Below are 14,247 nucleotides of genomic sequence, written 5' to 3' on the forward strand. Positions count from 1 at the left end.
GATGCGATTTCTGTTTCTGACCACCAGCCTGCTGTTGCCCCTGCCCGCTCTGGCGGGCGAATGGGCCTGCCATTTCCAGACCGAATGTCAGGATCTGGAATGTGAAGGCACCGCCTATGACGCGGAAATCAGCGTTAGCAGCGATAACAGCCCGGCCATCGCAACCCTGACCGATCCGGTTGAAACCGTTGAGATGACCTCTGAGACCGCCGATCTGGACCGATTGCGCGGCACCTATGCCGCTGCGGATCGCCTGCTGACCGTCGATGCCGGGGGCGAGGCCCGCTATACGGTGCATTTTGCCACTCAGGCCATGGCCATCACCTATCTGGGCCGCTGCGAGGAGATCCGCTGATGGATATTCTGAACGCTCTTGTGGCGATAACCAATTACATCATCATCCCGGCCAGCGCCTATGGCGCGCAGCTTGCGCTGGGAGCGCTTGGGGTGACGCTGATCTATGGCATCCTGCGGTTTTCCAATTTTGCCCATGGCGACACCATGGCCTTTGGCACCGGGGTCGTGATCCTGATAACCGCGTGGCTGAAATCCATGGGGATCAGCCTTGGCCCGCTGCCAACCGCACTGCTGGCGCTGCCTTTTGCAATTGTTATCACCGCCCTGCTGGTGCTGCTGACGGATCGGGCGGTCTATCGCTATTACCGCCGGGTCAAGGCCGCGCCGATTGTGCTGGTCATGGCCTCGGTCGGGGTGATGTTCCTGATGAACGGGCTGACCCGCATCGTGATCGGCGTGGATGAACACCGCTTTGCCGATGGCGCGCGTTTTGTGATCGACGTGCGCTCGTTCCGGGCATGGAGCGGCCTCTCCGAAGGGCTGGCGCTGCGCACGACGCAGGTCATCACGCTGGTGGTGGCGGCGCTGACCGTATGGGCGCTGTTCTGGTTCCTGAACCGCACCAAATCCGGCAAATCCATGCGGGCCTATTCTGACAACGAAGATCTGGCCCTGCTGTCGGGGATCGAGCCTGAACGGGTGGTACGCCTGACATGGATCATCGCCGCCGCGCTGATGGTCATTGCCGGGTCGCTTTACGGGCTGGATAAATCCTTCAAAGCCTTCAACTATTTCCAACTTCTGCTGCCGATCTTTGCGGCTGCGGTCGTGGGCGGGCTAGGCAACCCGCTGGGCGCGATTGCGGGCGGCTTTGTCGTTGCCTTTTCCGAGGTCGCGCTGACCTATCCGTGGAAGCTGGTTGCCGGTTATCTGGGTTACAACTCTGATGGGATGCTGCAACTGCTTGGAACAGAATACAAGTTTGCGGTCAGCTTTGTAATCCTGATCGTGGTGCTGCTGTTCCGGCCGACCGGCCTGTTCCGCGGCAAGTCGGTATAAGGGGGGCGTATCATGGCATCCACTCGTCAGACGATGGCCGCAAGCCCGTGGCGCGCGCCGGTGTTGTTTCTGGTCCTTGCGGCGCTGTTCGTGCTGGAAGGAACCACCCGGAACGGCATGTTCTCGGGGTCGTGGAACAGCGCCCTGACCATCCTGAACATGGGGCTGATCTCGGCCATCATGGCTTTGGGCGTGAACATGCAATGGGGCTATGCGGGGCTGTTCAACGTCGGCGTCGTAGGCTTTCTGGCGCTTGGCGGGCTGGCCCCGGTGCTGATCTCGCTGCCGCCGGTCGATGGCGCATGGTCCGCAGGCGGGTTGCGCATGATCGCGGCGCTGGCAACCGGCATCGGCACGCTGGCGCTGGCGGCAGTTGCGTGGCAGCGACTGACAGCATGGCGCGGGCTGGCGACGGCGGCAGTGCTGCTGCTCGGCTTTGTGCTGTATCGCCAGCTTTTTGACCCCGCCGTAACGGCAATTGAGGCGAATAATTCCGCCAGTGCCGGCAATATCGGCGGGCTTGGCCTGCCGGTGCTGCTGTCATGGCCGGTCGGTGCGCTGTTTGCCGCCGCTGCCGCCTGGGCCGTGGGTAAGGTGGCGCTTGGGCTGCGCTCGGACTATCTGGCAATTGCCACGCTGGGCATTGGCGAAATCATCGTCGCCGTCATGCGCAACGAGGAATGGCTGACCCGAGGCGTCAAGAACGTCACCGGCATCCCCCGCCCCGTCCCCTATGAGATCGACCTGCAAAACGACCCTGCCTTTATCGAGCGGGCGCAGTCATGGGGCATGTCGGTGGCGGATGCGTCAGGCATTTGGGTCAAGCTGGGCTATACAGGGCTGTTCGTCTCGGTCCTGCTGCTGCTGATCCTGCTGTCGGAACTGGCGCTGAAATCGCCCTGGGGCCGGATGATGCGCGCCATCCGCGACAACGAAACCGCAGCCGAGGCGATGGGCAAGAACGTCACCGGGCGGCATTTGCAGATCTTCGTTATCGGCTCGGCGGTGATCGGGCTGGCGGGGGCGATGATGATTACCCACGACGGGCTGCTGGTGCCAAACAGCTATAACCCGCTGCGCTATACGTTCCTGATTTGGGTGATGGTGATTGTCGGCGGCTCGGGGAACAACTGGGGCGCGGTGCTTGGTGGCATCCTGATCTGGTTCCTGTGGGTCAAGGCCGAGATGTGGGGGCCGAACCTTGTCGGGCTGCTGACCGCGCCCCTGCCCGAAGGCAGCCTCAAGGCGCAGCTTCTGGCCAGCGCGGCGCATTTCCGCTTTATCGCCATGGGGCTGGTTCTGCTGCTGGTCCTGCGATTTGCCCCGCGCGGGCTGGTGCCGGAACGCTAAAGGAAAGGGCCGCGAAAGCGGCCCGTTTCATATCATCAGCGAGGTTTCATCGCCGCTGGCAAAGCGGCGCAACACCGCCGGATACAGACGATGTTCCTGCTCCAGAACCCGCGCCGCCAGCGCCTCGGCCGTATCCCCCGGCAGCACCGGCACCCGCGCCTGCCCAAGAATCGGTCCGGCGTCCAGCTCGGGTGTGACCAGATGCACAGTCGCCCCGGCCTCGGCATCACCGGCATCCAGCGCCCGCTGATGAGTATGCAGTCCGGGGTATTTCGGCAATAACGACGGGTGAATATTCAGCATCCGCCCCTGAAAATGCTGCACGAAACCCGGCGTCAGGATGCGCATAAAACCGGCAAGGCACAAAATGTCAGGTTCCGCCGCCAGCAGCGGTTTCAGCAATTCGGCCTCGAAAGCGGCACGGTCGCCGGGAAAGGCACGGTGATCGGTCGCAAAGACCGGCACCCCAAGCGCCCGCGCCTTGTCCAGCCCCGCCGCTGCCGGATCATTCGAGCCAACAATGACCGCCCGCGCCGGATGATCGCCGGTCATGCTTCCAACCAGCTTGACCATATTCGACCCGCCGCCCGAAATCAGGATGGCGACTCGTTTCACGCAAGCGCCCCGGTATAGGTCACGCCCTGGCCTTCGGTCACATGACCAAGGCGGTGGACGGTCTCGCCCTGCCCGGTCAGCAGATCGGCCAGCGCATCGGCGCGATCCGCCGCAACCGACAGGATCATGCCGATGCCGCTGTTAAAGGTTTTCAGCATCTCGGCCTCGGCAATCCCGCCCGCGTCGCGCAGCCATGCAAACACCGGCGGCAATGTCCATGCCGTCAGGTCGATCTGCGCACCAAGCTCCTTGGGCAGCACGCGCGGCAGGTTCTCGGTGATCCCGCCGCCAGTGATATGGGCCGCCGCATGAACACCCCCCGCCCGGATCGCCGCCAGCAGCGGCCGCACATACAGCCGCGTCGGCACCAGCAGCGCCTGTCCCAGCGTGCCATCCGCAAAAGGTGCAAGCGATTCCCACGTCAGCCCGGCATGTTCCGCCACCCGGCGCACCAGCGAAAACCCGTTGGAATGAACCCCATCCGAGGCCAGCCCCAACAACACATCCCCCGCCGCCACATCGCGCGGCAGTCCGGTGCCACGCTCCATCGCGCCGACGGCAAAGCCCGCAAGGTCGAAATCACCCTTGGCATACATGCCCGGCATTTCGGCGGTTTCGCCCCCGATCAGCGCACAACCCGAATCCCGGCAGCCCCGCGCGATGGATTCGACGACCCGCGCGCCCTCATCCACGGACAGCTTGCCGGTTGCAAAATAGTCAAGGAAGAACAAAGGCTCAGCGCCTTGACAGACCAGATCATTCACACACATGGCGACCAGATCGACGCCCACCCCATCCAGATGGCCGGTGTCGATTGCAATGCGCAGCTTGGTCCCCACCCCATCGGTCGCCGCCACCAGAACCGGGTCAGCAAAGCCCGCCGCGCGCGGATCGAACAGCGCGCCAAAGCCGCCAAGCCCGTCCACCACGCCCGAACGCGCGGTCGAGGCTGCCGCCGGTTTGATCCGGTCCACCAGCGCGTTGCCCGCGTCAATATCGACCCCCGCCTGCGCGTAAGTCAGCCCGTTTTCCTGCGCCATGATCGCCCCCTGTGCCAGTCATTTCCCCGATAGCCCAAGGCGCGGGCGGGGGCAATCACCACCCGGCTTGACCCCCCGCCCGTTGACGCCTAGTCAGGGCGCAGGGGCGCGTAGCTCAATGGTCAGAGCAGGGCGCTCATAACGCCTTGGTTGGGGGTTCAAGTCCCTCCGCGCCTACCATCCCCCAGCGTCAGACAAGAGCGGCGTCAAACAAGAGCGCAGCGCATCCGCAGCATGGTGGAACCCGTCGCCGCCCAAATGCCTGCCGTCAGACCGGCGGATGTCGAAAATCTGCGGTGCATTGCTGACCACCCTTGCGAGCGCCCGGCGAAGCCGTTAATCGCAACCAACCGGAAGTGTGGCCGAGTGGTTTAAGGCTCTGGTCTTGAAAACCAGCGTGGGGGAAACCCTACCGTGGGTTCGAATCCCACCGCTTCCGCCAATCCCTTCATCCCAAAAGAAAACGGGACGAAAGATCGCCCCGCTTCGTTATCATCTCCGGCCGGATTACATCACCAGCGGGCGGTTGTTTTGCGCATGGCGCACCGCCAGTTTGCGCGCCATCCGGCCCGAGGTCAGCATACGCGCCGCAGGGCGTTCGGCGCCGTCGCGCAGTTCGGGGAAGATCGCGAAGATTTCCTCGACCGCGGCCTTGCCAACCGATTTCAGCGCCTCGGGGCCGGTGAACATCGACTCGGTTTCCGCACCGTTCGAGAACACGATCTGGTGGTCGTCGAACAGGAAGTGGACATAGGTCACGCCAGCCATATCGGCAGCAATATCAATGCCTTCGATCTGGCAGAGTTGCTTGGCGGCAACCAGAACCTCGTCGGTGCCAAACATCTTCTGCGCGATTTTCGAGCGCACCAGAACCCGGTGCTGCGGGCTGACCACCAGATCGGTGGCGGGCAGGCCCGCACCCAGCGCACCGGCGGCAATGCGGATCGGGCGCAGCTTTGGCGCGGCGGCCAGATCGGCGGCCGACAGCTCCTTGCGGCCAACCCAGCGCAGCGGCTGCATCCCCGCATCGCGGGTCCGCACCATGTCGCCGACAGTCAGATCACCGGCGCGAACCGGGCCACGCGCGGTCTCGATCAGGGCGTCGGCACTGAAGCACGGGACCAGTTGCCCCTGAATCCAGTCCGAATTGGTATAGGCGACACCGTTCCAGTAAAAGGTCGAGTTGGACGAGCTGAAATAGGTATCCGGGCCATAGACACTGGTGTTTTCTCGATACCCCTGCGTTTGCAACGCATTCATAAAGTCGTCGTATTCGGCCTTGGTGTATTGGATGATCAGCAGGTCATCCTGCGGAATAACGGTCCCCTGATCGACAGTGTATTGACCGCCACCCGGACTCGCCACGACCGTATCGGAACCTGGCCCGGTAAAGATGTTGTTCGGCGCAACCACACCGGAACCAATTTCAACGTAATCATTCCCCAGATAGGTATTGATCGCGTTCGAACCGCCGTTCAGCGTAACACTGTCGCCAATGATAACCGTGTCATTGCCCGTATTTGTGTTGATATAGCTGTCAACAACCGAACCATTCCCGATAGCAAGATAATCGGCATCGTTGACGGCCGTATCGGTGCCGGTTGCGATATGCCCGGTCACATGCGAACCTTCGCCAATGATCATCGAGTCCTGACCATCGCCCAGCTCGACATTGCCAATGGTCAGGTTGTCACCGGCAACAACCTGATCAGAACCGCCATACAGCTTAACATCGCCAATGGTTGCGTTATCACCAACCTGGATAAGATCGGCACCGCCCTGATCATACCAAATCCCTGTACCAATGGCCGGCAGCCAGACCGTCGAACCAGAGGTAATATTCCCAATGGTGACGTCATTACCGCCGGTCAAAACCAGCCTGTCGCCAATATCGGTGCCGGTGACGATATTGCCCACCGTGCCGCCATCTGCGATGTTAACAGTGGTCAAGCCATTGGCGTTACCACCCTGACCGCTGATATTCCCAAAGGATGCGTCCTCGGCGACATTGACGGACACGCTGTTATATTGGCTTCCGGTCAGGTTCACGTTAGGCGAATCGCCCAAAACATTTACCGACACATTCGGGTCAGTCGTCGCAGGAAGGTTCGTTGCCGCAATATTAAAGCTGTTGCTGTTTTCCAGAACGGTGACATTGATCTGAAAGCCCGTGGACTGACCAAATGACGGGTTCAGGTTGATGTTCTCGTTCACAGAACCAGAGATAACAACATTATCACCAGCCCGCAAAGACGTGCCGTTCGTGGCTTCGTAGGCCCAGTTGAACTGGCTTACAGTTTTAATCGTATACCCCTCATAGGGGGTTCCCGTCAGGTTAGGCGCAGTCGTGCCGTTCCCAATCACATAATAGTTGGCCATATCAGGCTCCATCGCACCGCCGCAGCGGTTATTACAGACAGAGGCGACCCGCCGCCGGGGGCAGGCTGTGCGTTCCGCATACACCCTGCCCGGCATCAATCCGCCGGTGATTCAATCCGACTGGGCAGTTTCCCGCCACACCAGACAGGTTAGCCCTACAGACGAAATGCGCAGGCGTCCACCTGAAAGCATCTGAAACAAAAGGCGAGTTTCTGGAAAAACAGTTCAGTTTGTGCGTCAACCGCCCAAAGAACGGGCAACGCTCGCAATGGTGGTAAACGCCACCCCCTTTCGCGTTGCACAGAGCGCAAGTGACCGTGGGCAAATATGCCTAAATTGCACAACACGCCCCACAAGCGCAGACATAACGCGCATATTCCGAGCAAAAACCGCCCTTTATGCCCTTACAAAGAAATGACGCAACGGAACAAGTCTATTTGATCGCTTCGGTTTGACTCGACCTATACAAGTTCATATTTGCCCCTGCGCCAGCGACGAATCGTTGGCGTTATCAGGCGTTGCCATGCGGGAGCGGGCCACACCGGTGGGTTGAAACCACCGCCCCCAACGCATCCCGCCGCCTTGGCGACACCGACACATAAGCAGGGCCAATCTTGACGGCCCATCGACATCCATTCTGCCGCTGTTCCCCCGGGGACAGCTCGAAAAGGAAGACAACATGGCTATCAACCAGCTTTATATCTACGACAAATCGTCGTTCACCTCGAATTTTGAGGGGCTGTTCGATTACTCAATCACGCGTGAAACCGGCGTCGGCGCTACGGGGCAAACCTTCTCGACCGGAAACAAGCTATCCGGTGTTACGGCAGTCATAAATGACAGCGACAATTCATTTCAGGATGACATCAGCCTTGGCACAACGCAAAAACTTCAAGATGCGCTGACCATCAACGGCACGACCTATGCCGCTGGCACCAATATCGAAATGGGCTTCGTTGCGAATACTTGGAACAGCAATGACGATCTGGTCCGGGTCTATTCGATCAAGGTTGGGAATGACATTGTTGGTCTTGCCGCAGCCAACCCTGAAACCTTCACAACCGCTGTAGGCGATTGGGGCCGCGTCGATGCCGGATTAACCCCAAACATGACCTATACGGTCAAATCGGTGAACAACGGCAATGGCGCGGGCACAACCACATCATACAACCGCTTCATGCCGCCCTGCTTCACCACCGGCACCCTGATCGACACCCCCACCGGCGCGGTCGCGGTCGAGACGCTGCGCCCCGGCGATCTGGTGCTGACCCGTGACCACGGCGCGCAGCCGGTCCGCTGGATAGGCACCCGCAAGCTGACGGCCGCCGATCTGGCTGCCGCGCCCGAGATGCACCCGATCCGCATTGCCGCTGGCGCTTTGGGCAACGGGACGCCCTCGACCGATCTGCTGGTCAGCCCGCAGCACCGGATTCTGGTGCGCTCGGCCATCGCGCAAAAGATGTTCGGCACCGACGAAGTTCTGGTCGCCGCCAAGCAGCTTTGCCAGATTGACGGCATCGACATCGCCCAAGACGCGGCGCAGGTTGAATATGTCCACATTCTGTTCGATCAGCACGAGGTCGTGATCTCGAACGGTGCGGAAACCGAGTCGCTTTACACCGGGCCAGAGGCGCTGAAATCCATTGGCAGCGCCGCGCGGGACGAAATCTTTTCCCTGTTCCCGGAACTGCGCGGCCACGATTATACCCCGACATCCGCCCGTCCGCTGCCCTCGGGGCGGCTGGGCCGCAAGCTGGCCGTGCGTCACGCCCGCAACGGCAAGCCGCTGGTGGTGTAATCGGCAAACCCCGGAGAGTGCCGCCTTCCGGGGTTTCCCATATCGGCGCGGGCGGCGAGGGAACCACCGTCGCCCCGCCCGTGTTCATGGTTACAGACGCGCCGATCTGGCGCAAAGGAACCTGACATGAACCGTTTTTCCGCCCTGCTGGTGCTGATCCTGACCGTTTGCTTTGCCCTGTCACCGCTGGCCAGCGACGGTTTCAACGGCTTTACCCGTGACCAGTTTCCCGTGGTGCAGGCGTTTTGGCCTGTGCAGCCTGCGGGTTGGGCGTTTTCGATTTGGGGGCTGATCTATCTGTGGCTGATCGCGGGCGCAGGGTTCGGCCTGTGGCAGCGGGCGCAGGCCCCCGACTGGCAGGCGATGCGCCCGGCGCTGATCGTCAGCCTGCTGATCGGCACCTTCTGGATTGCCGCCGCCAATTATTCACCACTGCTGGCCACCGCAATGATCCTTGTGATGTGGGCCGCCGCTGTTGCCGCATGGCTGCGGGCTGGGCATCAGGATGCGCTGTGGCAGCTTCGCCCGCTCGGGTTGTATGCGGGCTGGCTGACGGCGGCCAGCGGTGTCGCGGCGGGGGCGGTTCTCAGCGGTTATGGCATCCTGTCGGCACAAGCGGCAGCGCTGGTGTGCCTGTCCCTGGTGGGGCTGGCGGGTCTGATGCTGCAACAGCGCCGCCCGCAGGAATGGGCTTATCCCGCAGCAATCATATGGGCGCTGATCGGGGTGATTGCCGCCAATCTGCCGCGCGAAAACTGGCCGGTGATCGCGCTGGCGGCGCTTGGCATCGCCCTGCTGGTCTGGCGCGGGCTGGCGGCACAAAAGCCAGAAAGCCGCGCTATCTATACCGCTGGACGATAAGCGCAATCGGGATAGCCGGGCTAATCGCCCCGGCCGCCCCATGATAAGATCGACGGCAACCGCAGGCATTGGCCTGCCCCTCAAGGAGATAACCCATGTATGCCACCGTCATGCACGGCCCCGGCGATGTTCGTTTCGAACAGGTCGATGACCCGAAGATCCTGAAACCGACGGACGCGATCATTCAGCTTTCGGCCACCTGCATCTGCGGGTCGGACCTGTGGCCCTATCGCGGGCTGTCCGGCCCGCAGGAAGGCCCGGTCGCCATGGGTCACGAATATTGCGGCGTGGTGATCGAGGTCGGCGCGGATGTGAAAACCATCCGCCCCGGCCAGTTCGTCGTCGGCAGCTTCTGCCTGTCCGACAACACCTGCCCGCATTGCCAGTTCGGGTTCCAGTCCTCCTGCGTTCAGCGCGAGTTCATGCTGGGTGCGCAGGCCCCCTATGCCCGTGTGCCGCTGGCCGATGGCACGCTGGTCGCCACCGAACACATGCCCGATGCCGATATGATCCCGCATATGCTGGCGGTGTCGGATGTGCTGGGCACGGGCTGGTATGCCGCCGTGGCATCCGGCGTGCGCCCGGGCGGCACGGCGGTTGTCGTGGGCGATGGCGCGGTCGGGCTGATGGGGGTGATGGCCGCCAAACAGCTTGGCGCGGAACGCATCATCGCCATGTCGCGCCACGAATCCCGGCAAAAGCTGGCCTTGGAGTTCGGCGCAACCGACATCGTGGCCGAACGCGGCGAGGAGGGCATCAGTCGCATCATGGACCTGACCGATGGCATCGGCGCGGAATCGGTGCTGGAATGTGTGGGCATGGCGGAATCCATGGCGCAGGCGCAGGGTGTGTGCCGTCCGGGCGGCACCATCGGTTTTGTCGGCGTCCCGCATGGGGTACAGTTCGACGGCCAGCAGTTGTTCTTCAAACAACAGCGGATGCTTGGCGGTCCCGCCCCGGTGCGGCGCTTCCTGCCTGACCTGATGAACCGCGTGCTGAACCGCCAGATCCAACCCGGCAAAGTGTTCGATCTGGTCCTGCCCATCGAACAGGTGGCCGAGGGCTACAAGGCCATGGACGAACGCCGCGCAATCAAGACGATGCTGACCGTCTGAGCTTTCCCGCAGCCCCGCCCGACAGGTGGGGCTGCGACGATCCGCCGGTCACTTTGTCTTTGGCAGACAGCGATCCCGCTGGCACCCAATGCAAGAACCTGCCATATATTCAACCCATAGCGCAAAGATCATGCGGTAGGCGTCGTCACCCTACCCCGCTGACAAGGCCGTGTCAGAACCGGCCGCAGAATAACGGAAGAACAGGCGATGAGCCATCAGGAAGTCCCTCAAACCGCTTTTGTCATTGTCGCGCAACCTCGCAGCGGATCAACCTTGCTGGCCAGCGCCCTCAATGAGCATCCGAAAATCATCTGTCACGACGAAGTTTTCGCCCCTGACTGGGTGCAGGGTTATCGCAAAAGCAATGGCGAAACCGAAACGGGACAGAGCGCCATTCAGGAGCTTCTGAAACAACGCAAAGCCGACCCGGAAGGCTTTCTATTCAATCATGTATTCCTGAACAACGGAATGCAAAATGGTTTCAAGGTCGTTTACAGTGATCTGTTCAGCGCCAGCGAAACCGCACAATGGCTGCGCAGATTTATCATCAAAAACAATATCCGCATCATTCACCTGCGCCGAAGCAATATGTTGCGCTGCTTCATCTCGTTAGAGCGGATGCGGCATTTGGGTGTGCGTCACTCGAACAATTCCAGAACCAGCAATCAGAAACTGACGCTGAGCTTGGAAACTTTTACACGTTTTGTGTTGATGCAGGACGGCAATGCAGATCTTGTCAACATGCGGATGAATGTCATTGCACAACCGAGATATGAGCAGATGCCACAGGGGTATAACCTCTGCCTCGACGCCCTCGGTCTGAAACGACGGCCATTTATTCAGAATCTGAAAAAACTGGCGCCGGATTCACTTGGCGCGGCCATCACCAACCCCGAAATCTTTGCACAATTCGATATGCCGCGCAGTAGCGGTTTTATCGAATACGCAGATTAAAAACCGCATCCATCAACCCGCCATGCAGATCAATCTTTGCCGACCATTACATCGCTGGCTTTGACCACGGCGTAAACCTCATCACCAATGCTCAGCGCCAATTCATCCACCGCTTCATTGGTGATCGAGGATGTAATCACGCTGCCGCCAATGTCGATGCTGACATGGCTGGTTACGGCACCACGGCTAATCGCAATGATACTCCCCACGATCCGATTGCGTGCGCTCAATTTCATTGGTGTTTCCCTTTTCCTGTGCGGCCCGGCCAATATCGGCAGGGCTATGCGAAAGCGATTTGACGATGGCGACCAGAGGCTTACCCGGCCGCACTTCAAGCTGACGGGCAGATCGCTGCGTGATCCGTGACAGCACCGGCCCGGCGGCCGTCATCAGTCGCACCATAACGACAGGGCCGTCGTTATGCAGCGCCTCGACCACGCCGGGTAGAATATTCAGCGCCGAAATCCCCTGCGGCACGGTCTGCGCCAGCATCACATCCCGCGCGACGATGCGCAGCCGCAGGTGATCGCCGGGCCACGCCTCCAGCAGCGGCAGGAACAGCGCCTGATCGCCCGCCCGCAGTTCCGTCACCCCGTCCGGGTGATGCGCCACCACACGGGCCAGCACCACCGCGCCGGGGTCATTGCCTGCGCCCGCAGGATCGGCCAGCACCTCGGCGGCAGGGCCGATGCGTGCCACGCGGCCCTGATCCAGCATCACCACCGTTGTCGCCAGCCGCGCGACCTCGGACGCGGAATGGCTGACGTAAAGCATCGGGACGTGCCATTCATCGCGCAACCGCTCCAGATAGGGCATGATCTCGGCCTTGCGCGACTGATCCAGCGCGGACAGCGGCTCATCCGCCAGAATCAGGCGCGGCCCGGCCAGCAAGGCACGGCCAATGGCAACGCGCTGGCGCTCCCCACCCGACAGCGTTGCGGGGCGGCGGGCCAACAGCGGGGCGATGCCCAACATCTCGATCACCGCGCCCTCATCCGGGCCAGAGCGGCGCGAGAACCAGCGGCCATAGCGCAGGTTCTGCTGCACCGTCAGATGCGGAAACAACCGCCCGTCCTGAAAGATCACCCCAAGGCGGCGGCGATGCGGCGGGGTGAACACCCCTGCCCCGGTGTCGGTTAACACCGCACCATCAACCGAAATCCGTGCCCGATCCGGGCGCAACAGCCCCGCCACCGCATTCAGCACCGTGGACTTGCCCGAACCGGACGGTCCGAACAGCACCGTCACGCCGGGCGGGGCCTGAAAGTCCAGATCGGTGCTGAACCCGGCGAAATCATGGCGCATCTGGACCCGGATCATGGCGCAATCCTGCAAGCCACGCGCCGCGCCAGCCATTCCGACAGGACCAGCGCCGCCATAGCCACCGCGACAGACACCAACACCAGCCGCCCCGCCGCCACATCGCCCCCCGGCACTTGCAGAAAGGCGTAAATGGCCGAAGGCAGCGTCTGTGTCTGGCCGGGGATGTTGGACACGAAAGTAATGGTGGCGCCGAACTCTCCCATCGCCTTGGCAAAGGCCAGCACCGCCCCGGCAATCACGCCGGGCAGGATCAGCGGCAGGGTGATCGTCAGCCAGACCCATGGGCGAGAAGCCCCAAGACTGCCTGCCGCAGCCTCCAGCCGGGGATCAACGGCCTCGATCGACAGGCGGATGGCGCGGACCATCAGCGGAAAGGCCATGACGGCGGCGGCCAGCACCGCGCCGGTCCAGCGAAAGGCAAAGACGATACCGAACCACTGGTCCAGATATTGCCCGATGAACCCGCGGCGGCCAAAGGACAGCAGCAGCAGATAGCCCGTCACCACCGGCGGCAGAACCAACGGCAGATGCACCAGCCCGTTCAGCAATCCATGCCCCGGAAACCGCCAGCGCGCCAGCACATGCGCCACGAACAGCGCCAGCGGCAGACTGGCCAGCGTTGCCCAAAAGGCAACCTTCAGCGACAGGTGCAACGCCTGCCATTCCGCGGGGCCGAGCCAGTCACTCATTCGGTCAGGATCGCAAAACCTTGTTCACGGAAAACGGCGGAAGCCTCGGGGCTGCGCAGCGCCTCGAAAAAGGCAGTGTCAGCGGCGTCCCCGGCATTGACCAGCAGCGCGGCGGGATAGGTGATCGGCGCATGGCTGTCGGCGGGAAAGGTGCCAACGATCTGCACATTCGGATCGGCCGCCGCATCGGTGGCATAGACGATGCCATAGGGGGCCTCTCCGGTGCCGACCAGCGCCAGCGCGGCGCGGACGTTATCGGCCTGCGCGACCTCGGGGGACAGGCTGTCCCACAGGCCAAGATGGGTCAGCGCCTCTTTGCCATATTGCCCAGCTGGCACGGAATCGACCAGCGCCATCGCCAGCTTGCCGCCCTGAAGCAGCGCGGTCAGGTCGGTGTCGGGGGTCAGATCAACCGGCACGGCCTGCGGATCATGGGCGACCAGAACCAGCGTATTTCCCAGCAGATCGACCCGGCTGCCGTCCGCGACTTCGCCAGCTTTCTGGACCTCATCCATCCATTGCTCCGAGGCCGAGATGAAAATATCCGCCGGTGCACCTTCAAGGATCTGCCGGGCCAGCGCGTTCGATCCGGCATAGCTGATCGTGACCGTATTCCCGGTCGCCTGCTGGAACTGTTCCGCAATCGGGTCCAGCGCGGTTTTCATCGAGGCGGCAGCAAAGACCACCACATCTTCGGCAGCAACCGGAGTGGCAAAAGCGGCGCAAAGGGCAAGGGTGGCAAGGCGGGACATCAGGAACCTCCGGTT

Annotated in this window: 14 protein-coding genes and 2 tRNA genes; 9 read left to right on the plus strand and 7 right to left on the minus strand. The window is 61.9% G+C overall.

Annotation, left to right across the window (positions count from 1 at the left end; translation table 11 throughout):
• The first annotated feature begins 1 nt into the window (after nt 1).
• Genes Q4G24_RS02780 through Q4G24_RS02790 form a run of 3 tightly spaced genes read left to right on the plus strand, consistent with a single transcriptional unit; the run spans nt 2 to nt 2,706 of the window.
• Nucleotides 2-355 (plus strand): hypothetical protein, encoded by a 354-nt coding sequence (locus Q4G24_RS02780; RefSeq protein WP_303364979.1) that lies wholly within the window; start codon nt 2-4, stop codon nt 353-355.
• Nucleotides 355-1,356, plus strand: coding sequence for a branched-chain amino acid ABC transporter permease (locus Q4G24_RS02785; RefSeq protein ID WP_303364980.1), 1,002 nt, complete (start codon nt 355-357; stop codon nt 1,354-1,356). Before Q4G24_RS02780 ends, Q4G24_RS02785 begins: the two co-directional genes overlap by 1 nt.
• Before the next feature lie 12 nt (nt 1,357-1,368).
• The gene (locus Q4G24_RS02790) at nt 1,369-2,706 is read left to right on the plus strand and encodes a branched-chain amino acid ABC transporter permease (protein WP_303364981.1); all 1,338 of its coding nucleotides are present in this window, start codon (nt 1,369-1,371) and stop codon (nt 2,704-2,706) included.
• 27 nt (nt 2,707-2,733) lie between these two features.
• Here Q4G24_RS02790 and purN read toward each other — a convergent pair whose 3' ends face one another.
• Nucleotides 2,734-3,321 (minus strand): phosphoribosylglycinamide formyltransferase, encoded by a 588-nt coding sequence (gene purN / locus Q4G24_RS02795; protein WP_303364982.1) that lies wholly within the window; start codon nt 3,319-3,321, stop codon nt 2,734-2,736.
• The gene (gene purM, locus Q4G24_RS02800) at nt 3,318-4,364 is read right to left on the minus strand and encodes a phosphoribosylformylglycinamidine cyclo-ligase (RefSeq protein ID WP_303365115.1); all 1,047 of its coding nucleotides are present in this window, start codon (nt 4,362-4,364) and stop codon (nt 3,318-3,320) included. Before purM ends, purN begins: the two co-directional genes overlap by 4 nt.
• A gap of 101 nt (nt 4,365-4,465) precedes the next feature.
• Here purM and Q4G24_RS02805 point away from each other — a divergent pair.
• Nucleotides 4,466-4,541, plus strand: a tRNA-Ile gene (locus Q4G24_RS02805).
• Between the two features lie 172 nt (nt 4,542-4,713).
• Nucleotides 4,714-4,803: transfer RNA gene (locus Q4G24_RS02810), tRNA-Ser, on the plus strand.
• Nucleotides 4,804-4,868: 65 nt separating this feature from the next.
• On the opposite strand, the gene Q4G24_RS02815 is transcribed toward Q4G24_RS02810, so the two are convergent.
• Nucleotides 4,869-6,740 (minus strand): Hint domain-containing protein, encoded by a 1,872-nt coding sequence (locus Q4G24_RS02815; RefSeq protein ID WP_303364983.1) that lies wholly within the window; start codon nt 6,738-6,740, stop codon nt 4,869-4,871.
• Between the two features lie 679 nt (nt 6,741-7,419).
• Between Q4G24_RS02815 and Q4G24_RS02820 the strand changes: the two genes are divergently transcribed.
• The 4 genes from Q4G24_RS02820 to Q4G24_RS02835 all read left to right on the plus strand — a co-directional run bounded on the left by Q4G24_RS02820 (nt 7,420) and on the right by Q4G24_RS02835 (nt 11,468).
• Nucleotides 7,420-8,538 (plus strand): Hint domain-containing protein, encoded by a 1,119-nt coding sequence (locus tag Q4G24_RS02820; protein ID WP_303364984.1) that lies wholly within the window; start codon nt 7,420-7,422, stop codon nt 8,536-8,538.
• 126 nt (nt 8,539-8,664) lie between these two features.
• Complete coding sequence (locus Q4G24_RS02825; protein WP_303364985.1) at nt 8,665-9,399, plus strand: hypothetical protein; 735 nt, start codon at nt 8,665-8,667, stop codon at nt 9,397-9,399.
• Between the two features lie 95 nt (nt 9,400-9,494).
• Complete coding sequence (locus Q4G24_RS02830; RefSeq protein ID WP_303364986.1) at nt 9,495-10,514, plus strand: zinc-dependent alcohol dehydrogenase family protein; 1,020 nt, start codon at nt 9,495-9,497, stop codon at nt 10,512-10,514.
• A 207-nt stretch (nt 10,515-10,721) separates the two neighbouring features.
• Nucleotides 10,722-11,468 (plus strand): Stf0 family sulfotransferase, encoded by a 747-nt coding sequence (locus Q4G24_RS02835; RefSeq protein ID WP_303364987.1) that lies wholly within the window; start codon nt 10,722-10,724, stop codon nt 11,466-11,468.
• Nucleotides 11,469-11,497: 29 nt separating this feature from the next.
• On the opposite strand, the gene Q4G24_RS02840 is transcribed toward Q4G24_RS02835, so the two are convergent.
• Genes Q4G24_RS02840 through modA form a run of 4 tightly spaced genes read right to left on the minus strand, consistent with a single transcriptional unit; the run spans nt 11,498 to nt 14,232 of the window.
• Entirely contained in the window at nt 11,498-11,704 is a 207-nt protein-coding gene (locus tag Q4G24_RS02840; RefSeq protein WP_303364988.1) for a molybdopterin-binding protein, read from the minus strand.
• Nucleotides 11,655-12,788, minus strand: coding sequence for a molybdenum ABC transporter ATP-binding protein (gene modC, locus Q4G24_RS02845; protein ID WP_303364989.1), 1,134 nt, complete (start codon nt 12,786-12,788; stop codon nt 11,655-11,657). The genes Q4G24_RS02840 and modC overlap by 50 nt, the downstream gene beginning before the upstream one ends.
• Nucleotides 12,785-13,480 (minus strand): molybdate ABC transporter permease subunit, encoded by a 696-nt coding sequence (gene modB / locus Q4G24_RS02850; RefSeq protein ID WP_303364990.1) that lies wholly within the window; start codon nt 13,478-13,480, stop codon nt 12,785-12,787. Before modB ends, modC begins: the two co-directional genes overlap by 4 nt.
• A complete protein-coding gene (modA, locus tag Q4G24_RS02855; RefSeq protein WP_303364991.1) occupies nt 13,477-14,232 on the minus strand; it encodes a molybdate ABC transporter substrate-binding protein in 756 nt (251 codons plus the stop codon). Before modA ends, modB begins: the two co-directional genes overlap by 4 nt.
• Nucleotides 14,233-14,247: the final 15 nt, after the last annotated feature.

The sequence above is a fragment of the Paracoccus sp. (in: a-proteobacteria) genome, from assembly GCF_030538695.1.
GTDB lineage: Bacteria > Pseudomonadota > Alphaproteobacteria > Rhodobacterales > Rhodobacteraceae > Paracoccus.

Coding starts and splice junctions, on each gene's coding strand:
- Q4G24_RS02780 (WP_303364979.1), top strand. CDS start 2: ATGCGATTTCTGTTTCTGACCACCAGCCTGCTGTTGCCCCTGCCCGCT.
- Q4G24_RS02785 (WP_303364980.1), top strand. CDS start 355: ATGGATATTCTGAACGCTCTTGTGGCGATAACCAATTACATCATCATC.
- Q4G24_RS02790 (WP_303364981.1), top strand. CDS start 1,369: ATGGCATCCACTCGTCAGACGATGGCCGCAAGCCCGTGGCGCGCGCCG.
- Q4G24_RS02815 (WP_303364983.1), bottom strand. CDS start 6,740: ATGGCCAACTATTATGTGATTGGGAACGGCACGACTGCGCCTAACCTG.
- Q4G24_RS02820 (WP_303364984.1), top strand. CDS start 7,420: ATGGCTATCAACCAGCTTTATATCTACGACAAATCGTCGTTCACCTCG.
- Q4G24_RS02825 (WP_303364985.1), top strand. CDS start 8,665: ATGAACCGTTTTTCCGCCCTGCTGGTGCTGATCCTGACCGTTTGCTTT.
- Q4G24_RS02830 (WP_303364986.1), top strand. CDS start 9,495: ATGTATGCCACCGTCATGCACGGCCCCGGCGATGTTCGTTTCGAACAG.
- Q4G24_RS02835 (WP_303364987.1), top strand. CDS start 10,722: ATGAGCCATCAGGAAGTCCCTCAAACCGCTTTTGTCATTGTCGCGCAA.
- Q4G24_RS02840 (WP_303364988.1), bottom strand. CDS start 11,704: ATGAAATTGAGCGCACGCAATCGGATCGTGGGGAGTATCATTGCGATT.
- modC (WP_303364989.1), bottom strand. CDS start 12,788: ATGATCCGGGTCCAGATGCGCCATGATTTCGCCGGGTTCAGCACCGAT.
- modB (WP_303364990.1), bottom strand. CDS start 13,480: ATGAGTGACTGGCTCGGCCCCGCGGAATGGCAGGCGTTGCACCTGTCG.
- modA (WP_303364991.1), bottom strand. CDS start 14,232: ATGTCCCGCCTTGCCACCCTTGCCCTTTGCGCCGCTTTTGCCACTCCG.